This is a genomic window from Acetobacter sp., from assembly GCF_047723915.1.
Lineage (GTDB): Bacteria > Pseudomonadota > Alphaproteobacteria > Acetobacterales > Acetobacteraceae > Acetobacter.
In genome coordinates, this window is record NZ_JBDOBQ010000027.1 from 20,576 (window position 1) to 41,959 (window position 21,384).

Consider the following 21,384-nt stretch of genomic DNA (forward strand, 5'->3'; position numbering starts at 1 on the left):
GATAGACGCGATGCTGCTCTGGGTCGGGCTGGGCAACCCCGAGTCTTCCATGCGCCGGAACCGGCATAATGTCGGGTTCATGGCGGTGGAGGCCATTGCCGCGCGATACGGGTTTTCGCCCTGGCGCAGCCGTTTCAGGGGCGAGGTGGCCGAAGGCCGCGTAGGCGGCCAGAGAGTGCTCGCCCTCCTGCCACAGACATATATGAACCGCTCGGGCGAGAGCGTGCAGGAGGCAGCCGCCTTCTACAAGATTGCACCCGAGGCGATTACCCTTTTCCATGACGAACTCGACCTGGTTCCGGGCCGCCTGCGGGTCAAACGGGGCGGCGGTGCGGCCGGGCATAACGGCCTGCGCTCGACCGACAGGATGCTGGGCACGCCCGATTACTGGCGCGTGCGTATAGGAATCGGCCATCCTGGCGCCAAGGAGCGGGTGCATGGCTGGGTACTGGGCAATTTTACACAAACAGACCAGCAGGAATGGCTGGACCCGCTGCTGGACCGTATGGCCGACGCCGCCCCGTTGCTGGCGCAGGGGCATGCGGACCAGTTCATGACACGGGTGGCACTGCCGGAAGGGAGCAAGGGCTGATGGGTTTCAACTGCGGTATTGTGGGTCTGCCCAATGTGGGCAAGTCCACCCTGTTCAATGCGCTGACGGCCACTGCCACGGCGCAGGCTGCCAACTATCCGTTCTGCACCATCGAGCCCAATGTGGGCCGTGTGGCGGTGCCCGACCCCCGGCTGGACAGGTTGGTGGAAATCGGCAAGTCGCAGCGCAAGGTGCCGACCAGTCTGGAATTTGTCGATATCGCGGGTCTGGTGCGTGGCGCATCGCGCGGGGAAGGGCTGGGCAACCAGTTCCTGGCCAATATCCGCGAGGTGGACGCCATTATTCACGTGCTGCGCTGCTTCGAGGATGACGACATCACCCATGTCGAAGGCGGTGTCGACCCGGTTCGGGATGCGGAAATCATTGAAACCGAACTGATGCTGGCCGACCTCGACTCGCTCGAAAAACGCCTGCCCAACCTGCAGAAGCGCGCGCGCAACCGCGATGCGGAGGCCGTGGCCCAGCTTGCGGTCATGGAACCGCTGATGGAAGCCCTGCGCGAAGGCCGCCCGGCGCGCGCCGCCATTCCCAGGGGGGAGGAGGAAACGGTCCGCCGCCTGCAGCTTATGACCAGCAAACCCGTGCTGTATGTCTGCAATGTGGAGGAGGACTCGGCGGCCACTGGCAACGCGTTCTCTGCCCAGGTGCAGGCCCGCGCCGCAGCCGAAGGGGCTGCGGTAGTGATCGTGTCCGCCGCGATCGAGGCCGAGGTCAGCCAGCTTGAAGACGAGGAACGGCGCGAATTTCTTGAAGGGCTGGGCCTGAGCGACAGCGGGCTGGATCGCGTGATCGCCGCAGGCTACGGCCTGCTGGGCCTGCGCACCTACTTCACGGTCGGCCCGAAGGAAGCCCGTGCCTGGACCATTACGAACGACACAAAGGCCCCGCAGGCGGCCGCTGTCATTCACAATGACTTTGAGCGGGGCTTCATTGCCTGCGAAACCATCGCGTTCGACGATTATGTCCGCTATGAAGGGGAAGCTGGCGCCAAGGAAGCCGGTCGCCTGCGGGTCGAGGGGCGGGACTATGTCGTGCAGGATGGCGATGTCCTGCTGTTCCGCTTCAACGTCTGATACCCTCGTCCATCATCTCGTCCACCACAGGGGTTGTGTGCTTGCACCAGCCCCGCGACCCAACACGGAGACAGGAAACACCGTCATGATTACGGAGGGAGGAAGTCCGCAGCCTGTGCTGACCCAGGGCATGTCCACTTTGACGCAGGGGAATGTGCAGGCAGGGCCAGCAGACACTCCGGCGCAAGGGGCCACGGATGCCACTGCGGACGAAAGCCCCATGGCCGTTCTGGCCCGCCGGGCCCGGCATGCGGCGCGGCTGCTGGCGCAAAGCTCCTCCTCCGAACGGGACAAGGCGTTGTGGGCCGCCGCCAGCGCGCTGCGTGCGGCCAGCGCGGATATTCTTGCCGCCAATGCCCGTGATCTGGCGGACTATACGGGAAGTGAGGCCTTTCGCGACCGTCTGGTCCTGACCGCCGAGCGGGTGGAAGCCATGGCCCGCGGGCTGGAAGACATTGCCGACCTGCCCGACCCCGTGGGCCAGGTGCTGGACGAATGGAGCCGCCCCAATGGCCTGCATATTCGCCGCGTGGCAACACCTGTAGGCGTGATCGGCGTCATTTATGAAAGCAGGCCCAATGTCGGGGCGGATGCGGCCGGGCTGTGCATCAAATCCGGCAACGCGGTGCTGCTGCGTGGCGGTTCGGAGAGCGTACACAGCACGCGCGCCATTCACGGCGCCATCCAGGCCGGGTTGCGGGTTGCCGGCCTGCCCGAGGACACGGTGCTGATCGCCCCCGACGCCGACCGGCGCCATGTCGCGGACATGCTGGCCGCCGCCGGGTTGATCGACCTGATCATTCCGCGTGGCGGGCGTGGTCTGGTCGAACGTGTTCAGCGCGAGGCCCGCGTGCCCGTTCTGGCCCACGCCGAAGGGCTGTGCCACACCTATATCCATGCCGCCGCCGACCCGGCCATGGCCCGCCGTATCGTGCTCAATGCCAAGATGCGCCGTGTCGGTATTTGCGGCGCGACCGAAACGCTGCTGATCGACGCGGCCATCGCCCCCGGCCTGCTGCCGCAGATCGTGGCCGACCTGGCGGAGACGGGCTGCACCTTCCGGGCCGACGCACGAGCCGTGCGTATCGTGCCCGGCCTGCCCGCCGCCACCGAAAAGGATTTCGAGACCGAGTGGCTGGACGCGGTGCTGAACGTGGCTGTGGTGGACGATCTGGATGCCGCACTCGATCATATTGCGCGCTATGGCTCATCCCATACCGAGGCGATCGTCACCGCGGATGAGGCCAGTGCCATCCGTTTCATGAATGGTGTCAGCAGCGCGGTGGTGATGTGGAATGCCTCCACCCAGTTCTGCGATGGCGGAGAATTCGGTTTTGGCGCCGAAATCGGCATTGCCACAGGGCGTTTCCATGCGCGGGGGCCGGTCGGGGTGGAGCAGTTGACCACATTCCGCTACGAGGTGCTCGGCAACGGTCAGATCCGCGCGTAAGTGCGGGCTGCGGGATATGCAAAAGCCCATGCCAGATTCCAGCGCGACAGCGATTCCTCAATGGGGGGACAGCCGTTGCTGCCGTATTGGTCTGCTTGGGGGCTCTTTCAACCCGGGACATGTCTGGCACCGTGCCATTGCGTATCGCGCGCTGGTGGAACTGCAACTCGATCAGGTGTGGCTTATGGTCTCGCCTGGCAATCCGCTCAAGGTCGGGCAGGAAATGGCGCCTCTTGCGCAGCGCCTGCATACGGCGCGGCAACTGGCTGACGGCAGGCGCGTTGTGGCAACGGATATCGAAGCCCGAATCGGAACGCGCTATACGGTGGACACGCTCAGGATTCTGAAAAACCGCTTTCCACGGTCCCATTTCGTATGGCTGACCGGGGCAGACGGGTTTGCCGGGCTGTCCTTATGGAAAGGGTGGCGCAGGCTGGTACACTGCGTGCCGATCGCGGTATTTCCGCGCCCGGGCCTGAATGCGCGCGCCCTGCGCGGTGCGGCGGGGGCCTATATGGCGCGCTGGCGCATTCCCGCGCGGCAGGCCGGTCGCCTTGCTTCACTTTCTCCCCCTGTGTGGGCTTTCCTTCCGGGGGTGCAAAACAGTATATCTGCAACACAGATTCGGCGGCAGGGTGGGTTCATTATTCCTGCCGGTTCGTTCGTGACCCCCGATTTACGCAAGACGTTACGCAAGACAGGAGAGCCGTCATAGCCAGAAAACCCCCCGCCGAGACGCCGGCACGCACCCGTTCGTCCACGACCGCCGCACGCGGCAGCCGGGCGACCCCCACGCCCGCAGTGCCGGGTGCGACCGCTGCTCCCGGTTCGGTCCGCAAGAAGGCGGCCGCCGCTGGCCCCAGGACGCGCACCAAGCGCGAAGCCGTGGCCCCGGACCTGATCGAACAGTCCCTGAGCATCATCACGACCAGCCTTGAGGACGACAAGGCGGAAGATATCGTCGTGATCGACCTGACCGGCCGCGCCTCCTTCGCGGACCGCATGGTTGTGGCCACGGGCCTTGCGGACCGGCAGATCGCGGCCATGGCGCAGCATATCGAGCGCAAGCTGCGCGAGATCGGCATCAAGCGCGTGCTGGTCGAAGGCGCCAATGGTTCGGACTGGGTGTTGCTGGATACGGGCGATATTGTCGTCCATCTGTTCAAGCCCGAAGCCCGGAGCCTGTATGGGCTTGAAAAAATGTGGGGCGCGGAACTGGACGAAAACAACGAAGACAGCGTGACCCGTCTTTAAGGTGTGCCCGGGATACGCGCCGTTTCCACATAACTCCGCGCCGCGTCTCTTGCGGGCGGGGGCGTTCCGTATTCCCGGTGCCGTTTACGTTGTCGTCCCTCCGGCAAGGACATGGGGCATCTATGGCCGGCGCGGTGCGGGGTGCCTTGTAGCGGGGGGGCAGGGGCTTTGCGCCCATGGGGGGGCGGCATGAGGCTGGTTGCCGTAGGCCGCATGAAAGACAAGGCCGAACTCGCGCTGGTGGAGCGTTATCTCAAGCGGTTGCGTCCCCGGCTGGATATTGTGGAACTGGCCGACGGGCGTGGCAGTGCCGAGGAAATCAAGCGGCGCGAGGCCCAGGCCATTCTGGCGGCCATTCCCGCCCAGAGCTGCGTGATCGCTCTGGATGAAGCCGGGCAGGCCCGTGACAGTATCGCATTTGCCCATGCCATGCAGGGCTGGATGACGGCGGGGCGCGTGCCCTGTTTTGTCATTGGCGGTGCCGAAGGGCTCGATGCCTCGGTGCTTGCGCGGGCCGATGGCGCAATGTCATTCGGTGCCATGACGTGGCCGCATATGCTGGTGCGGATCATGCTGGTTGAACAGATATACCGTGCTCAGGCTATTCTGGCGGGGCATCCCTATCATCGGGCCGGACGGCCTTGATGGCATGGGGTGTTGTGCGCAGGAGTGCGTGCAACGCAGAACAGGGTCTTGTGGCAGTGTAAGCGATGCGTGTTTTGCTGTGGCCCTCGATTTGTTATAACGTCATGAGAGTGTGACCGCTCGCGGCTGCATAGCAAGAGAGAGAAAACGCCATGCAGATGCCACGGCCCGACCAGTCCGTCATAGACCGGCGTGAAATGCTGGCCAGGGGCCTTGCACGGATTGTCGGAGCCCAGTGGGTTATTGTGGACGAGGCCGAACGCCGCCCGTATCAGTGCGATGGCATTACGGCCTATATGGCCATGCCCCTGCTGGTGGTGTTGCCGGGCACGGCCGAGGAACTGCGGCAGGCGCTGCGGTTCTGCCACGATAACGGGGTAAAGGTGGTGCCGCGCGGGTCCGGCACGTCCCTGTCTGGCGGGGCGTTGCCGCTGGAAGACGGCGTGCTGCTGGTCACATCGCGGCTGTGCGAGATCCTGTCCATCGACCGCGAAAACCGCGTGGCCCGTGTCCAGCCCGGCGTGCCCAATATCAAGATCAGCGAAGCGGTCCGGCATCTGGGGCTGTGTTACATGCCCGATCCTTCCAGCCAGTTGATTTCGACCATCGGCGGCAATGTGGCCGAAAATTCGGGCGGCGTGCATTGCCTCAAATACGGCGTCACCGCCAACCATATCCTGGGAATGGAGGCGGTGCTGATTACTGGCGAGGTCATCAGCCTGGGCGGGGCGTTTCTTGGAGCGGCCGAGGGTGAAATGGACCTTATGGGCGTGCTGACCGGTTCCGAGGGGCTGCTGGCCGTGGTGACGGAAATTGCCGTCAGGCTGGAACCCCTGCCCGAAGTGGCGCGCGTGATCTCCATGAGCTTTCCATCTGTCGAGAAAGCCTGTGCCTGTGTGGGTGCTATTATCGGCACGGGTATTATCCCCGCCGGTCTGGAGTTCATGGACCGCAAGGTGCTCGATGCCGTCTCGACCCTGATCCGCGAGACGTTCGATCCCCGGACCGAGGCCCTGCTGCTGTGCGAACTCGACGGCACGGCGGTGGAGGTGGATGCGCTGGTTCAGGTGGTGAACGACGTCGCCCGTGACCAGGGGGCGATTGAAACGAAGGTCAGCACCACGGAAGAAGAACGCGAACGCATATGGAGCAGCCGCAAGCTGGCTTTTTCCGCCATTGGCAAGTTATGTCCCGATTACTACTGCACGGACGGTACCATTCCGCGCAACAGACTGCCCGATGTTCTCAATAAAATGGCGCAACTGTCGGAACAGTACGGTCTGGACTACGCGAACTGCTTCCACGCGGGGGATGGCAACCTGCACCCCATTATCATGTATGACGCGGCCAGGCCCGGCGACCTGGAAAAAGCCGAGGCATTCGGGGCCGACGTTCTGATCGCCTGTGTGGATGCAGGTGGCGTGCTGAGCGGTGAACATGGGGTTGGCGTGGAAAAGCGCGATTTGATGACACACCAGTTCTCGGCAACGGATCTGCACCAGCAGCAGATGGTTAAATGCGCGTTCGATCCGCAGGAACTGCTGAACCCCGGCAAGGTGTTTCCTACCGCGTGCCGCTGTGCGGAATTCGGACGCATGCATGTCCATAAAGGCAATGTCCGCTTTGCGGATATTCCACGGTTCTGAGCGGGCAGGAACACGATGACACAGACCCAGGCGGATACCACGATCCAGCGCCCCGCGACCACGCAGGATGTAGCCGATATCATCATGGATGCAGCACAGGCCGGGCAGGGGCTCGCCATAACGGGCAATGGCACGCGGCCGGGGCTTGGTAACCCGGTTGCAGCCCCCATCACCCTGTCGCTGGGCGGTCTGGACAAGGTGGATTTTTACGACCCCGAAGATCTGGTCATACGCGTGGGTGCGGGGATCACGCTGGATGAGGTGGAGGCCATTGTGCAGGCCCGTGGGCAGTACCTGCCGTTCGAGCCGCCCCGTTATGCCGGGCTTTATGGCACGGACCCGCGCCGCTGCACGCTGGGGGGCGCAGTTGCCACCGCCCTGTCCGGCCCGCGACGGATATTGAGCGGGGCCGTGCGGGATTTCGTTCTGGGTGTGGAAGGGGTGAACGGCCAGGGCGACGTGTTCAAAGCCGGTGGCCGCACCATGAAAAACGTAACCGGTTACGACCTCAGCAAGCTGGTCACCGGGTCTTACGGCACGCTGGCGGCGCTGACATCGCTCACGATCAAGGTGCTGCCGGCTCCCCGGGCGGAAATAACCCTTGTTCTGCCGGCCGCGACCCTTGCCGACGACATAGCACTGTTCTGTGCCATACGGGCGCTGCCGCTGGGCGTGGGCGGGCTTGCGCGCCGCATGAACGACGACGGAACCTGCGACGTGGTGATCCGTGTTGAAGGCACCCAACCGGGTGTTGCGGGTAACCGCCTGGTGCTGGAAGGGTTTTTGCAGAGCCGGGGTGGCGCGCGCGCCATCGCGCAGGAAGAAAGTCAGTCCCTGTGGGCCGATATACGTGAACTGGCCAGCCTGCACCCGCGGGCGGATGAACTGGTATGGCGTGTGAACCTGCCCGCGACATCCACGGCGGATTTTGTGGCGCGCGCGCGCGCGGCAGGGTGTATCGGCCGTTTTTTCATCGACTGGGCGGGTGGGGTCGTTTTTTCCACCATGCGGGGCGTACAGCCCGAGGTCGACGTGCTGCGGTACCGGAAAATGGCCGAAGCCATTGGTGCGAAAGCAACTCTCCTGCGCGCACCGCAGGAGGTGCTGGCCCGGTTTGGCGCGTTTCCGCCGCTATCCGCCGGGGTGGCGGCACTGGCGGGGCGCACACGCGCGGCATTTGACCCGGCGGGCATTCTCAACCCCGGCCGCATGAGCCTTCAACCGCAGGAGACGGGGCATGCTTAGCCATATCCCACAGGCCGCCCAGGACGCGGACCCCAATATCAGCCTCGCGAAGGATATTGTCGGCACCTGCGTGCATTGCGGGGTCTGTCTTTCGCGCTGCCCGACCTACGCCGTGCGGCATGAGGAAAATGACAGTCCGCGCGGGCGTATTTTCCTGATCAAGTCCATGTACGAAAAAGGTGGCGCGCCGGATGCCAGAACAGTCGAACATCTGGACCGCTGCCTGACCTGCCTGGCCTGCGAAGCCATCTGCCCGTCGGGCGTCGAGTATTCCAAACTGATCGCGCATGGACGCGAATATGTGGAGGAGCATTACCGGCGCCCGCTGGCCGAACGTGTCATTCGGCGCCTGCTGGTCACCATGCTGCCGCGACCCGGCCTGTTTCGCGCGGGGCTTGCGGCCGGTCGGCTGGCGCGGCCCATGCGGGGCCTGTTTTCGGGCACGTTGCGCGCCATGCTGGACATGGTGCCAACCCGCGCATTGCCGCGACCCAGCCCGGTCGACAGGCCGCAGGTTTTCAGGGCCGAACTGGCGCCGGGGGGTGTGCGGCGCAAGCGGGTCGCTCTGCTGAACGGCTGCGTGCAGACCGTGCTCGACACCGCGATCAACGAGGCGACCGTCAGGCTGTTGCAGCGCCATGGGGTGGAGGTTGTGGTGGCCCAGGGTTCGGGCTGCTGCGGTGCGCCCGCCGAACATATGGGGGACGAACACCGCGCCCTGCCGCTGGTCAAGGCCAATATCGATGCATGGCTGCGTGAGGCCGACGGGCCTGACGGGCTTGATGCGATCATCATCAACACCTCAGGCTGCGGGACATCCATCAAGGCGTATGGCCATGCCCTGCGGCTTGATCTGCAATGGGCGGAAAAAGCGGCCCGTGTGTCCGCCATGGCGCGCGATATCAGCGAATTCATGACCGAAATCGGGCTGAATATTCCCCAAAACCCGCATAATCTGCGCGTTGTCTATCACTCCGCCTGTTCCATGCAGCATGGCCAGCGGATTGTGAACCAGCCCCGCGACCTGCTGCGGGCGGCGGGTTTTACCGTGCTGGATGTGCCCGAAGGGTATCTGTGTTGCGGGTCTGCGGGAACCTATAACCTGCTGCAACCCGAGATTGCGACAACGCTGAAGGAACGCAAGCTGCGTAATATCCGCTCGGTCAACGCGCAGCTTGCCGCCAGCGGTAATATCGGCTGCATGACCCAGCTTGCGGGCGAGGTGGGCATTCCCTTCGTGCATACGGTCGAATTGCTGGACTGGGCGACTGGCGGGCCTGAACCTGGCGCGCTGGCCGGGCTTGTGTCGGCTGCATAACAGACCCACCGATGGTTGGCGGGTCGGGCGGGGCGCAATGGTGGCATTCCGTCTGTTTTGGAAAAAAATGACCGTCCGTGGAAGGACGGTCCTAACCGGGGGTGGGTATGAAAATAGGGTTGTTCGTTCCCTGCTATATCGATGCGTTTTATCCGAAAACGGGTATCGCCACGCTGGAACTGCTCGAACGGCTGGGGCAGGATGTGGACTATCCCATGGACCAGACCTGCTGCGGGCAGCCTATGGCCAATTCGGGCTGCAACAAGGACGCAGCGGCGGCGGAAGCGTTGTTTGTCAAAAACTTCGCGCGGTATGACGCCATTGTCATGCCCTCGGGCAGCTGCGCACACCATGTGCGGGACAATTTTGACGCCATTCCCCAGACGGATGAAGTCAAGCATGTTCGTAAAAACACTTACGAACTGGTCGAATTTCTGCATGACGTGCTCAAGGTCGAGGATTTTCCCTGGGCTGAATTCCCCCACAAGGTCGGGCTGCATAACAGTTGCGGCACGCTAAGGGCGCTGCGCACGGCCAGCATGTCGGAACTGGGAGAGCCCTTTTTCTCCAAACCGATGGACCTGCTTGCAAAAGTAAAAGGCATTTCCTTCGCCTCCCCGAAGCGGCCGGATGAATGCTGCGGCTTCGGTGGCACGTTCTCGGTCACGGAGGAAGCGGTGTCCGCCAAGATGGGGGTCGACAAGGTGCGTGACCATCATGGTGCGGGGGCTGAATACATTGTCTCGGCCGATACGTCGTGCATGATGCACCAGCAGGGCTGCGCCGAGCGCGCGGGTGTTCCGATCCGCTTTATCCATATTGCCGAAATTCTGAACGGAGCACGGGAATGAAAGTCAAACCTGTCAATCATGCCCGGGCGGCGGCGGAATTTATCGACGATACGCCCCACATGACCTTTCACGATGAACGCCTGTGGGACCTGCGCCAGAAGCGCGACCAGCAGATGCATATCCTGCCCGAATGGCAGGACCTGCGCACGCTGGCGTCCCAGATCAAGGAACATACGCTGGCCAACCTGCCGGAGTATCTTGAACAGTTCGAAGCCAATGCCAAAAAGAACGGCATTCATGTGCACTGGGCGGCGGATGCGGCCGAGCATAACCGGATCGTGGGCGAAATTCTTGAAAAGCACGGTGCCAAGTCGCTGATCAAGAGCAAGTCCATGGTGACCGAAGAATGCAACATGCGCGAATACCTGGAACCGCGCGGCGTTGTCGTGACCGAAACGGATCTGGGCGAACGCATCCAGCAGCTTGATGACCAGATGCCAAGCCATATCGTGGTGCCGGCCGTCCATAAGCTGATCCCTGATGTTGCCAAGCTTTTTGCCGAACACTACCACACCGACCCCAATGACGATGACGCGCAGTCCCTTGCGTGGCAGCAGCGTCTGGCCGCGCGTCCGGTCATTCTCTCAGCCGATGCGGGCATGACGGGGGGTAACTTCCTGGTGGCCGAAACAGGTACGTTCGTCGTCTGCACCAACGAAGGCAATGCCGATCTGAGTGCGACCGTGACGGGGCTGCATATCGCTACACTGGGGATAGAGCGGCTGGTGCCGCGCATGGCCGATCTGGGCGTGTTCGTGCGCCTGCTGTCGCGCAGTGCGCTGGGCTCGCCCATTACGCAGTACACCACGCATTTCCGTGGCCCGCAGGACGGGGGGGAAATGCATGTGGTGCTGGTGGATAACGGTCGTTCGCACCGCCTTGGCATGGAGGAATTCTGGACCTCCCTCAAATGTATCCGCTGCGGGGCGTGCATGAATACATGCCCGGTTTACCGCCGTTCGGGCGGGTTGTCCTATGGGGCGGTCTATTCGGGGCCGATTGGCGCGATTATCGATCCCACCTTCAATGAACGCAAATACAGCACCCTGCCATTTGCCTCGACCATGAACGGCAGTTGCACCAATGTCTGCCCGGTCAAGATCAATATTCACGAACAGCTCTACAAATGGCGGCGGGTGTTGGCCGAACACCACGAACTGCCGTTTGTCAAACGCGAGATCATGCATATGGCAGGCAAGCTGATGGGCCAGCCCAAGCTGTACCGCGCTGCCATTAGCGGTACGGAGGTGGCGCTCAGCACCATGCCGCGCTTTGTGCTCTATAACTGGCTGAACCCCTGGGGTAAGCACCGGGAACTGCCGCACCCTGTCAGCCAGACATTCCATAACTGGTACAAGAAAAACCGGGTGGATGCGGGCAAGGCCACCGCGAAGGCCACTGCCAAGAAAGGGGAAAACGCATGAGTTCGCGTGATGCCATCCTGACCCGCCTGCGCGACAACCGCCCGGCCCCGGCCGAACACCCGCTGCCGCCGGTGGCCCGGCTTGGTGACATGGATAACGGGCAGGCCAGGTTCGAGAACAGCCTGCAAATTCTGGGCGGGCAGATTCTCGAACGCCAGCAGGGCGATACACTGGCCACGGCCATTGCCCGCCGTTTCCCTGATGCCCGGCTGATCTGTTCCGCCGTGCCGGAGTTTGACGGTACGATCCGCATTCAGGATCTGGCGTCTCCCCAACAGGCGGCAACGGTTGACGTGCTGGTGGTGCGCGCACCCTTCGGCATTGCGGAAATGGGTTCGATTTTCCTGAGCGAAGCGCAACTGCACAATCTCAATTCCGCAGCGCATCTGACACAGCATATCGTGGTCATTCTCTCTCCCGCCGATTTGACCGCGAACATGCACACCGCCTATATCGAGCGGCCGGAGTTCAAGACCGCGAAATACGGCGTGCTGATGAGCGGACCCTCCGCCACGGCGGATATTCAGGGCGTGCTGATCCGTGGGGCGCAGGGCGTGCGCTCTCTGAGCATATGGTGGGATAACTGACCCACGCCGCAGTCCGGGTTCAGGCATGTCCTGACCCGGGCTTGCACGGGGCCTTGTATCGGGGCTGAGCGGGGTGGGGCGTTCTGTCGCACCGGTGTGACCGGGGCTTGCCCCGGCAGCCACCAGCCGGCTACCGGCCAAACCGTGCGGCAAATCGGCAGAAGCAGGTTTTTTTACAGGTAACGCCCCTGCCGTATTAGGCGCAGGGGCGCATTACAGGTCTGTTGTTCAGTCGTGCAGGCGTTCGATCTGCGCGCCGCAGGCGGCAAGCTTGCGTTCCACAGCCTCATACCCACGGTCCAGATGGTAGACGCGGCTGAGAATGGTTTCCCCGTGGGCGGCAAGCCCGGCCAGAATCAGCGAGAACGAGGCCCGCAGGTCGGTCGCCATGACCGGTGCCCCCGACAGGCTGTGCACGCCGCGAATAATGGCGGATGAGCCATGGACGTTGATGCGCGCCCCCATACGGTTGAGTTCGGGCACATGCATGAACCGGTTTTCAAAAATGGTTTCCGTGATCATGGACGCGCCTTCGGCCACGGAAAGCAGGGCCATGAACTGGGCCTGCATGTCGGTGGGGAAGCCGGGATAGGGTTCGGTCATGATATCGATGCCGCGTAGCGCACCCGTGCGGCGCACACGCATGGCGTCGCCCTCCTGGGTGACTTCCACGCCGGTTTCCTCCAGCGCGCGCGCCACGGCACCCAGATGGTCCACATGGCCGCCGATCAGGCGCAGGTCCCCCCCGGTTATGGCGGCGGCACAGGCATAGGTGCCGCATTCGATCCGGTCGGGCATGATCCGGTGTTCCGTCCCGTGCAGGGCCTCTACCCCCTCGATGACGATGGTGCCGTTGCCAGCCCCTTCTATCCGTGCGCCCATGGCGTTCAGGCAGTTGGCCAGATCCACCATTTCAGGCTCGCGCGCGGCGTTGATGATTTCTGTCCGCCCTTTGGCCAGGGTGGCGGCCATCATCAGGTTTTCCGTCGCCCCGACAGAGGCGAAAGGCAGGAGAATGCGCTCGCCTTTCAGCCCGTTTGGCGCCCTGGCGTTGATATAGCCGTTCTCGAGCGTGATTTCGGCCCCGAGCGTTTCCAGCCCTTTCAGGTGCAGGTCCACCGGCCGGGTGCCAATGGCGCAGCCACCGGGCAGCGACACGCGGGCCTTGCGGCAGCGAGCCAGCAGCGGGCCGAGCACAAGAATGGAGGCCCGCATTTTCGACACGATGTCGTAGGGGGCTTCCGTGTTGGTAATATCCCCGCCGACCGACAGGACTGAGCCGTCGCCCGACAGGTCCTGCACGTCCAGCCCGTGCTGGCCCAGCAGCGCGCGCATGGTCATGATATCGGCAATGCGCGGCACGTTGGTCAGGGTCAGGCGTTCGGCTGTCAGCAGCCCGGCCACCAGCAGTTTCAGCCCCGCGTTCTTGGCGCCGCCGATAACGATATCGCCCCGCAGAGGGCGCCCGCCATGAATGACAAAACGGTCCATCGGGTTACATCCGTGGCGTGGCAACGCCACGCTGGCCCATATACTTGCCCGCCCGGTCCGCGTAGCTGATCTCGCACGGGCTGTCGCCCTTGAAGAACAGGAACTGGCAGATACCCTCATTGGCGTAAATGCGTGCCGGCAGCGGGGTGGTGTTGCTGATCTCGATCGTGACTTGTCCTTCCCATTCGGGTTCGAGCGGGGTCACGTTCACGATAATGCCGCAGCGCGCATAGGTGGACTTGCCCAGGCACACCACCAGCACGTCACGCGGGATGCGGAAGTATTCCACCGTATGGGCCAGCACGAAGCTGTTGGGCGGAATAATGCATTCATCCGCCTTGCGGGACACAAAGCCTTCGGGGCTGAAGTTCTTGGGGTCCACAATGGCGTTGTTCACATCGGTGAAAATGCGGAAATCGTCGGCCACGCGCGCGTCGTACCCGTAGGATGACAGGCCGTAGGAAATGACCCCTTCACGGCGCTGGTTTTCAACAAACGGTTCGATCATGCCGTGGTCCGTCGCCATCTGGCGGATCCATGTATCGGGCATCACGGGCATGTCTTGTTTTCTCCAGGAGGGGTGTCTGTCTCGGGCCGGGCGGTATCGGGTGTGCTGTCCTGGCGGGTGCGTGCCTGTTCCTTGCGGCGGTGCAGGTTGGCGCGCAGGGCGGCGGCCTGCCGGGCCTGACGTTCGGCACGGGCGGCCTGGGCCTTTTCGGTCAGCCGCGGGCTTGCGGGTGGGGTATCGGGTATGTCGGTCATGCCGGTATGCAGCGGCCAGTCGCACGCGGGTTGAACAGTCCTTTGCTGACTAGCAGAGGCAGCCTGCCATGCCTAGGGCCTTGGCCGCGGAATAGCCACGGCCCCCGGACTGGTGGATATGGGCCACCGGTCCGGGGGCATCATGCTGGGCGTCAAGCAGGGGCACCACACAGGAGCAGGAACGGACGCACCGGCCCGAAGCATCCACGCTTTTCAGGCCGGGCGTTCCGTGCGCGTTTACAGGTTGGCAACCACCTTCAGCCCCATCATGGCGGCATTGGGGATGTGGCTGGTTTCGCCCGGGTGGATCAGGTACTGGAATTCGGGCTGGATCAGCACGCCCGGAGCCGCATCGATCCCGTAATATGCCTCGATCACCTGTGAACTGTTTTGCACGCCGCGAATGGTGCTGCCCAGAGAGTAGCCATGCTCCAGCGCCAGTTCCTGGCTTTGCCGCCGCCGGTCGCTGACCTTGTACCACGAATACAGAACGCCCGCCCGGTCCGTCACGCGTTTGGGGATCAGCCCCACCAGCGAAAAGCCCGCATAGGCCTCGTCAGACACGTTGACCGTTCTTGGTGTCAGATGGACATATCCTGCCATCAGGTAGCCGCCGGCCATCATGTTGCGTCCGCCCAGCCGGTAGACCATCTGGTCGGTTTCGAGCCAGAAAATATCGGTCGGGGCCGAGCGCGTACCTGGCAGGCGGGCCGCGATCTTGGCGGGCAGGACAGACCCGATCTTGTCGGCATAGCGCGTGGTGTCATGCGCGTAGCCGATCACGTAATGGCCCGGCAGGCGGTTGCGGGTCAGGAAAGGCTGCCACGTGAATTCGATAGGCAGTGTCAGGCCGGTAGTGTTTTCCGCCCCCCATGCCCAGCCCGAAGGGTTGTCCTGCAGGGTGTCGACCGAATACGCCCCCACCTGCAGGGCCGTGTCCCGCGTCGGGCGGAAGCGGATACGCGCCCCCCAGGTGGCCTTGGGGTACACGCTGAATGCGGGAGCCTGTTTCAGGGCCACGGGAGCCGAGCAGGTGACCATGAACGAGCACAGCAAAGGAGATGTCGCATACACATGGGTCAGTGACATGCGCCCGAAAATGAGATCGAGCGTGTTGTTGCGCATTTTCTTTTCGGCATACATGTCCACCAGATGGGCGGCGACATTGCCCGACAGGGTGTAAACTTCCTGCAGGGCCACGTAATATTCGCCAACCCGTGTGTTCTGTATGGCTTTGCCCGCGCGTTCCAGCACCAGCGTATGCACGGACCAGCCGTTGAGGCTGCGCGCCATCCGCCCCAGGTCGAACGTGCCCTGCAGGGTCAGTTCATGCACGTAGCTCGTGCCTTTCTGGCCCGGCAGGCCGCCATCGAACAGGCCCATCATTTCCCCCTTGTAGGAGAAGGTGAAGGTAAAGCCCTTGTCGCGCAGCCGGTTGCGGAACGGCATGAGCTGCGGGATCAGATGGCCCGTTCCCGCTGTGGGTACGTAGTACGGGTCATCCAGATCGGCATGACGCTGGGCGTCCAGCCAGGCTGGCAGCAGGGCCGACGGGCCTTCTCCGTCGCTTATGGCTTCCAGTTCGATCTGGTGGGGCGTGTGTTTGCTCTCCGACGGCATGATGGGGGAAATACCCAGTGTGGCAAACCCCGGTGACGGCAGGAGCGGTACGCCGCTTGGCGGAATGGGCGTGTTGGGCGGACGGCGCAGCACGGCAGGGTCCGGCCCGGTCACGGTAATCTCGGTCGGTGCTCCCGCCTTGATGGCAGGGTACGCGCCGTCATGCGCTGACGTGGGATGGGAGTGCACCGCTGCGGGCGAACGGGGCTGGGCCTGCGTGGAGCGGGCATGAACAGGCATGCCAGTCTGGCCTGTGCCTGCGCTGGGACTCTGGGCCTGGACCTGGTTCTGGGCGTAGGCGGCAGGCAGCGGCCACAGCGCTGCCATGGCAAGGCTGGCGCAGCCCGCGTGCAGAGCGGTGAACGAACGATAGCGCATACGGCCGCGCAGGCCGCGGCTGGTGGGAGCGGGAGTCATTGTGAAACGTCCTGTTACGACGGCTGCCGCTGACAGGCGCTGGCCGGGGGCAATCCCGGTGCGGCCTGCCATGTGGGCAGTCATGCCAATGCATAAGGGCCGGCGCGCAATGACAGCATCGCGGCCCGGCCGGTTCCGGTGCAGAGCCGGGTGGGGCTAGACCCGCATGACGCAGGAAAAGGCCACGCGGGGGGGCGTAACAGGAGCAGGGGAACGCAACATGTGCGCAGGCAGATAAGACATGGGACCAACCGTTCTTTTTTATTTATGTTTTTGTCGGCCCGTCATCACAGCCAGAATATAAAACTGCCGTCAAGAGGTGATGCGCAACATTGTTACGTGAAAATTGAAAAAAATGGAATAAAGCGAAAAAATATCCCGAATAATTGTTATAACAATAATATTCTCGTTCAGCCTGCCCGTGGTGCGGGAATGTCCTGCCAGCCGCAAAGCCGCGTGTGCGACTGTTCAAGCCCGACCCGGAAACCGCCCGAACACAGGGCGTCGAACTCGCCTTCATGGTCGTAGCCGGGCATCAGTCGCTGGATCAGCGCATTCTTGTGTGTTGCGGGGTGGAAATAGATTTCCGAAACACCGTCGGGCAGGTGGGCCGCCAGTGCCGCCACGCGGTCTGCGGTCATGTGTCCGCTCCAGGCCAGGCCAAAGCACCAGTCATTGGCGCGCATGCCTGCACGCCGCACCTGGTGGCGTAGCAGCCGGGTCCAGTGGCGCAGGGCGGCATCGCCCAGCGTGTCCGTGTAAGTGCCCGCCGCCATGAGGGGGGCCGGCGGCTCCAGGGGAATACGCACCGCGTTCAGGCCGTAACGCTGGCCGATCTCGATCATCAGCGCGCCTACGGTGGGGTGCAGGTGCATGTGCTTGTGGGCGTTTGCGTGGTCCAGCCGCAGGCCGGTACGGGCGAATGCCTCGAACTGGGCAGTAATTTCGCGCCGCAATTCGCGTCGCCCTTCGGGGCGGAAGAAATAGTCGACACCCAGCCCCAGTTGCGAGGAGGAAAACCAGCCAGTCCCGTCCGTGACCAGTGGCAGGCGCGTATGGGGCAGAACGGCGGGGCCTTCGATCGTGACAAGATGCAGGCCGACATTGAGCGTGGGCAGGCGGCGCGCCCGCTCCACCGCGTCCTGTGCCGCTTCTCCCGCGACCATCAGGCTGGCGGTGGACAGCAGGCCGTCGCGATGGGCGATCTCTATGGCTTCGTTGACTTCGACCGACATGCCGAAATCATCGGCGGAGATAATGGCGCGTTTCATGGGCAGGCTCCTTCCGGCCGGTGTTTAGCACCGGCGCGCAAGGGCTGCCATGGCCGCGATAGCGGTGCGGCCATGGGGCTGGGTTCAGGCTGCCTTGCGGTCCTTGAGGAACTGGAAGAATTCCACACCTTCGCGCAGGCGGCGCTTCATCATCTGCGGGGAGGTGATCATTTCGCCAAGGATGGAAGCAATCTTCGGCGCGCGGAAATAGAACTTCTTGTAGAATTCTTCCACGCTGCTGAAAATTTCGGTGTGGGACAGATGGGGGTAGTGGAGCGGTGCCATCTGCACGCCGTTTTCGTCCAGCAGTTCGGCGTTGGTTTCGTCCAGCCAGCCGTTTTCCGTCGCTTCCTTGTGCAGGGCCGTGCCGGGATACGGTGCAGCCAGAGACACCTGGAGCGTATGCGGGTTGATTTCCTGCGCGAAGCGGATGGTTTCCTGGATGGTTTCCTTGGTTTCGCCCGGCAGGCCCAGAATGAAGGTGCCGTGAATCTTGATGCCGAGTTCATGGCAGTTCTTGGTGAACTCGCGCGCGACTTCAACGCGCATGCCCTTCTTGATGTTGTGCAGGATCTGCTGGTTGCCGCTTTCATAACCGACCAGCAGCAGCCGCAGTCCGTTGTCACGCAGCACTTTCAGCGTATCGCGCGGCACATTGGCCTTGGCGTTGCACGACCAGGTTACGCCCAGCTTGCCCAGTTCGCGTGCAATGGCTTCGGCACGGGGCAGGTCGTCGGTGAAGGTGTCGTCGTCGAAGAAGAATTCCTTCACCTGCGGGAAATACTGCATGGCCAGACGGATTTCAGCCGCAACGTGCTGCGGGCTGCGTGTGCGGTAACGATGCCCGCCAACGGTCTGCGGCCACAGGCAGAACGTGCAGCGCGACTTGCAGCCACGACCCGTATAGATCGAGATGTAGGGGTGCATGAGGTAGCCGATGAAGTAGTCCTCGATGCGCAGGTCGCGCTTGTACACCTCGGTCACGAAGGGCAGGCTGTCCATGTCCTCGATCATGGCGCGGTCGCGGTTGGCGACGATCTCACCATTTTTGTTGCGCCACGTAATGCCGTCCACGTCCTTGAAGTCCATGCCGTCGGCAATGTCCTTGATCGTGAAGTCGAATTCGTTGCGGGCCACAAAGTCGATCGGCGCACCCTTGAGCAGGCTTTCCTCGGGCTGGACGGCGACTTTCGCGCCCACCATGCCGATCTTGAGGTTGGGGTTCACGTCCTTGAGCATCTGGGCCACCTGCACGTCCTTGGCAAAGGACGGGGTGGAGGTGTGCAGCACCACCAGATCGCGGTTCTTCACGTCTTCCAGCACAGGCTCCATGCCAAGGCGGGCGGGCGGCGCGTCGATCAGGCGGCTGCCTTCCACCAGGGCCGCGGGCTGGGCCAGCCATGTCGGATACCAGAAAGACTTGATTTCGCGCCGTGCCTGATAGCGCGAACCCGCACCACCGTCGAAGCCGTCAAAGGTGGGGGGCTGGAGAAAAAGGGTTCTCATCGTCATCGGTTACTATCCTGACAAGAAAGGCGTGAAGGGGATCGAAGGCCTGCTCCGGTGCAGGGCTGGGAGACTGACGTCTGCTTTGGAGTAGGCAATTACTCCGCCGGGGAGGGAAAATACAAGTCTCGGATTAGGGGGGCGGTGTTGCAGTGCCCTGCTGGCTGGCCGAAAAGGCGCCCGGCACGGCGGGCGGGGCTGTGGGGTGCGGGCCGACATGCATGGTCTGCCCGCGCCAGTGTACTTCCGTCCCGCTTGCGCTGCCCAGCATTATCGCGGCGGACAGCCAGTCCCGCAGGGGCAGCAGCAGCACCGGCCAGAGCGGGCGTGACCCCACGGCCCGGTCGATGATCAGGGCCGTAACCGCGCGAACGCCCCATACGGCCCAGAAAAACGGCAGGGTCCATGCCGCATGGACCTGGAACAGCACGGCCAGTGTGGCCCAGAACAGGGGTAACTGGATGGAGGACGCGGCGTAGCCCGCCGGGGCCAGGGCGCAGACAGTGCGGCCCCAGCGCAGTTCGTGGTGCATGAGGTCCCCAAAGCCGGATTCGGCAATGGTGGTCCAGGTCATGCACTCGGCAATGGTGATGTTCAGCCCCTGCTGGCGGATCAGCCGGCCCAGCAGGGCGTCGTCGGCCACATGGTCCACAAGGGCTTCAAGCCCGCCGACCGCATCCAGCGCAGTGCGGCGCAGTGCCATGGTCGCGCCCAGACAGTCCTGGCGGCCAAGATAGCGCGACAGAATGACCCCGGGCAGGAAGTTGTGGTTGATCTGGCAGGCCGCCAGAGCCTGAACCAGTGTGGGCAGGGCGGGCAGGCCCGCGTAAAGTGTCGTGACAAGCCCGGTGCCCGGCGTGTTCAGCGCTGTCACGATATGGCGCAGATAATCCGGGCCGACATGGATGTCAGAATCGGAAATGACCAGAATGTCATGCTTCACATGGGGCATGACATTCATCAGGTTGCTGATCTTGCGGTTGATCCCGTGCAGCGTGGGGTCGACCACAAGCTGCATGTCCAGCCGGGGGTGGCGGTGCTGCAGGCGGCGGACGATAGCGACCGCCGCGTCATCAGCCTCGCGCACCCCGAACAGGATCTGCATCTGCGGGTAGTCCTGCGTGCAGAAACTTTCCAGAGCTTCTTCCAGCAGGGGTTCAGCCCCGTATAGCGGCTTGAGAACCGTTACGGGGGGCGGCTGTACAAGGGGTGTCGGACGCCGTTCCGCCCGCCTGAAACGTGCAAGCAGACCGGCCCCCAGCATGGCCTGGACACATCCCGTGCCCGCCACTGCCGCGCAGCCCATGGCCAGAACCGGCAAAACGACGCTCATGGCCGGTCTGTCATGGGCCTGACCGGCAGGCCTGTTGTCTGTCTGCGACACCGCACGCTTGGGGTCCTGCCTGCTTTGAAGTTCTCAGTTGCTGGAGTAGCTCTGGACCTTGCGTTCCAGAAAGCTGATGAGGCCAGGCACACCGCTTGAGATCAGCGTGGAACTGAAATCAGAACGCTGGGCGGCCGCCTGGCTGATATGGGTGTCGGTCAGCAGCACGTCGGTAATTTTCCAGGCACCGTTCTCGTTCTGCATGAGATAGTCGACTTCCGTGCCGGGCATGGAATCCTCGGACCCCAGATGGGTCTGCACGATCTTGCCGCCACCCACGGGTGAATCCGTGACGGTGGGGGCGACCGTAAAGCGCACGTCGGAGCCGGGCTTGAAGTTCGAGACGTAGCGAGCCGCCGTATAGTTGCGGAACGCCGCCAGCAGCTTCTGTTTCTCGTCGGGGGCCAGCGTATTGTAACGCAGCCCGATCGATGCCTTGAGAACAGCGTCCAGGTCGTAGCTCTGGTCTATCGCGGCGGCCACAGTCTGGCTGCGCTGCGCGAAGCTGTCATGCGAATTCTGGATCTGGTCCAGCGCCTTGTACAGAACGGCAATCGACCCCTGCGGCGTTGCTGTCGTTGCGGCAGAAGCGGACTGGGCGAAGGCAGCGGGAGCGGACAGGCCGGCTCCGGCCACCGGTAGCAGCGCCATGCTCATGCTGAGCAAGACGCCTGCACGGAAAGACATACGTTTCATGGATTACGATTTTGTGCCCATTGCGCGGTTTGGCAAGTTCTCTGCAAGCATGCCACCGATGTTCGTAGCGTCAATGCCCAGTGCGGAGAGCGCTGTTGCGACGATATGCGGAGCGTTGAGACCAGCCTCGT

The 21,384-nt window shown here is 63.1% G+C and carries 20 protein-coding genes; 12 read left to right on the plus strand and 8 right to left on the minus strand.

The window, feature by feature from the left end:
• Nucleotides 1–10: 10 nt before the first annotated feature.
• From pth to ABF990_RS12410, 12 genes are all read left to right on the plus strand, one after another.
• Nucleotides 11–592, plus strand: a complete 582-nt coding sequence (gene pth / locus ABF990_RS12355; protein ID WP_415491448.1) for an aminoacyl-tRNA hydrolase — start codon at nucleotides 11–13, stop codon at nucleotides 590–592.
• Nucleotides 592–1,686, plus strand: coding sequence for a redox-regulated ATPase YchF (ychF, locus tag ABF990_RS12360; protein ID WP_415491449.1), 1,095 nt, complete (start codon nucleotides 592–594; stop codon nucleotides 1,684–1,686). Before pth ends, ychF begins: the two co-directional genes overlap by 1 nt.
• Before the next feature lie 85 nt (nucleotides 1,687–1,771).
• A complete protein-coding gene (locus ABF990_RS12365; protein ID WP_415491450.1) occupies nucleotides 1,772–3,136 on the plus strand; it encodes a glutamate-5-semialdehyde dehydrogenase in 1,365 nt (454 codons plus the stop codon).
• A 28-nt stretch (nucleotides 3,137–3,164) separates the two neighbouring features.
• A complete protein-coding gene (locus ABF990_RS12370; protein WP_415491451.1) occupies nucleotides 3,165–3,851 on the plus strand; it encodes a nicotinate-nucleotide adenylyltransferase in 687 nt (228 codons plus the stop codon).
• An 86-nt stretch (nucleotides 3,852–3,937) separates the two neighbouring features.
• The gene (gene rsfS / locus ABF990_RS12375; protein WP_415491452.1) at nucleotides 3,938–4,390 is read left to right on the plus strand and encodes a ribosome silencing factor; all 453 of its coding nucleotides are present in this window, start codon (nucleotides 3,938–3,940) and stop codon (nucleotides 4,388–4,390) included.
• A 189-nt stretch (nucleotides 4,391–4,579) separates the two neighbouring features.
• Nucleotides 4,580–5,035: a 23S rRNA (pseudouridine(1915)-N(3))-methyltransferase RlmH gene (locus tag ABF990_RS12380; RefSeq protein ID WP_415500396.1), complete on the plus strand. Its 456-nt coding sequence runs from the start codon at nucleotides 4,580–4,582 to the stop codon at nucleotides 5,033–5,035.
• 152 nt (nucleotides 5,036–5,187) lie between these two features.
• Nucleotides 5,188–6,681 (plus strand): FAD-linked oxidase C-terminal domain-containing protein, encoded by a 1,494-nt coding sequence (locus ABF990_RS12385; RefSeq protein WP_415491454.1) that lies wholly within the window; start codon nucleotides 5,188–5,190, stop codon nucleotides 6,679–6,681.
• 15 nt (nucleotides 6,682–6,696) lie between these two features.
• Nucleotides 6,697–7,926 carry an FAD-binding protein gene (locus ABF990_RS12390; RefSeq protein ID WP_415491455.1) on the plus strand — a complete coding sequence of 410 codons (1,230 nt, stop codon included), beginning with the start codon at nucleotides 6,697–6,699 and terminating at the stop codon, nucleotides 7,924–7,926.
• Nucleotides 7,919–9,244, plus strand: coding sequence for a glycolate oxidase subunit GlcF (gene glcF / locus ABF990_RS12395; RefSeq protein WP_415491456.1), 1,326 nt, complete (start codon nucleotides 7,919–7,921; stop codon nucleotides 9,242–9,244). The genes ABF990_RS12390 and glcF overlap by 8 nt, the downstream gene beginning before the upstream one ends.
• Nucleotides 9,245–9,351: 107 nt before the next feature.
• Nucleotides 9,352–10,095, plus strand: coding sequence for a (Fe-S)-binding protein (locus ABF990_RS12400; RefSeq protein ID WP_415491457.1), 744 nt, complete (start codon nucleotides 9,352–9,354; stop codon nucleotides 10,093–10,095).
• The gene (locus ABF990_RS12405) at nucleotides 10,092–11,519 is read left to right on the plus strand and encodes a lactate utilization protein B (protein ID WP_415491458.1); all 1,428 of its coding nucleotides are present in this window, start codon (nucleotides 10,092–10,094) and stop codon (nucleotides 11,517–11,519) included. The genes ABF990_RS12400 and ABF990_RS12405 overlap by 4 nt, the downstream gene beginning before the upstream one ends.
• Complete coding sequence (locus ABF990_RS12410) at nucleotides 11,516–12,106, plus strand: LutC/YkgG family protein (protein ID WP_415491459.1); 591 nt, start codon at nucleotides 11,516–11,518, stop codon at nucleotides 12,104–12,106. The genes ABF990_RS12405 and ABF990_RS12410 overlap by 4 nt, the downstream gene beginning before the upstream one ends.
• A gap of 228 nt (nucleotides 12,107–12,334) precedes the next feature.
• Here ABF990_RS12410 and murA read toward each other — a convergent pair whose 3' ends face one another.
• The 8 genes from murA to ABF990_RS12450 form a co-directional block, all read right to left on the minus strand.
• Nucleotides 12,335–13,597 carry a UDP-N-acetylglucosamine 1-carboxyvinyltransferase gene (gene murA / locus ABF990_RS12415; protein WP_415491460.1) on the minus strand — a complete coding sequence of 421 codons (1,263 nt, stop codon included), beginning with the start codon at nucleotides 13,595–13,597 and terminating at the stop codon, nucleotides 12,335–12,337.
• A gap of 4 nt (nucleotides 13,598–13,601) precedes the next feature.
• On the minus strand, nucleotides 13,602–14,156 hold the full coding sequence (dcd, locus tag ABF990_RS12420) for a dCTP deaminase (protein WP_415491461.1): 555 nt from the start codon (nucleotides 14,154–14,156) through the stop codon (nucleotides 13,602–13,604).
• The gene (locus tag ABF990_RS12425) at nucleotides 14,147–14,359 is read right to left on the minus strand and encodes a hypothetical protein (protein ID WP_415491462.1); all 213 of its coding nucleotides are present in this window, start codon (nucleotides 14,357–14,359) and stop codon (nucleotides 14,147–14,149) included. The genes dcd and ABF990_RS12425 overlap by 10 nt, the downstream gene beginning before the upstream one ends.
• A gap of 237 nt (nucleotides 14,360–14,596) precedes the next feature.
• On the minus strand, nucleotides 14,597–16,396 hold the full coding sequence (locus ABF990_RS12430; RefSeq protein ID WP_415500397.1) for a carbohydrate porin: 1,800 nt from the start codon (nucleotides 16,394–16,396) through the stop codon (nucleotides 14,597–14,599).
• A 410-nt stretch (nucleotides 16,397–16,806) separates the two neighbouring features.
• Nucleotides 16,807–17,667, minus strand: a complete 861-nt coding sequence (gene hpnK, locus ABF990_RS12435) for a hopanoid biosynthesis-associated protein HpnK (protein ID WP_415491464.1) — start codon at nucleotides 17,665–17,667, stop codon at nucleotides 16,807–16,809.
• An 84-nt stretch (nucleotides 17,668–17,751) separates the two neighbouring features.
• Complete coding sequence (gene hpnJ, locus ABF990_RS12440; protein ID WP_415500399.1) at nucleotides 17,752–19,179, minus strand: hopanoid biosynthesis associated radical SAM protein HpnJ; 1,428 nt, start codon at nucleotides 19,177–19,179, stop codon at nucleotides 17,752–17,754.
• A 127-nt stretch (nucleotides 19,180–19,306) separates the two neighbouring features.
• Complete coding sequence (gene hpnI / locus ABF990_RS12445; RefSeq protein ID WP_415492540.1) at nucleotides 19,307–20,506, minus strand: bacteriohopanetetrol glucosamine biosynthesis glycosyltransferase HpnI; 1,200 nt, start codon at nucleotides 20,504–20,506, stop codon at nucleotides 19,307–19,309.
• Between the two features lie 84 nt (nucleotides 20,507–20,590).
• On the minus strand, nucleotides 20,591–21,253 hold the full coding sequence (locus ABF990_RS12450) for an ABC transporter substrate-binding protein (protein ID WP_415492541.1): 663 nt from the start codon (nucleotides 21,251–21,253) through the stop codon (nucleotides 20,591–20,593).
• Between the last annotated feature and the right edge of the window lie 131 nt (nucleotides 21,254–21,384).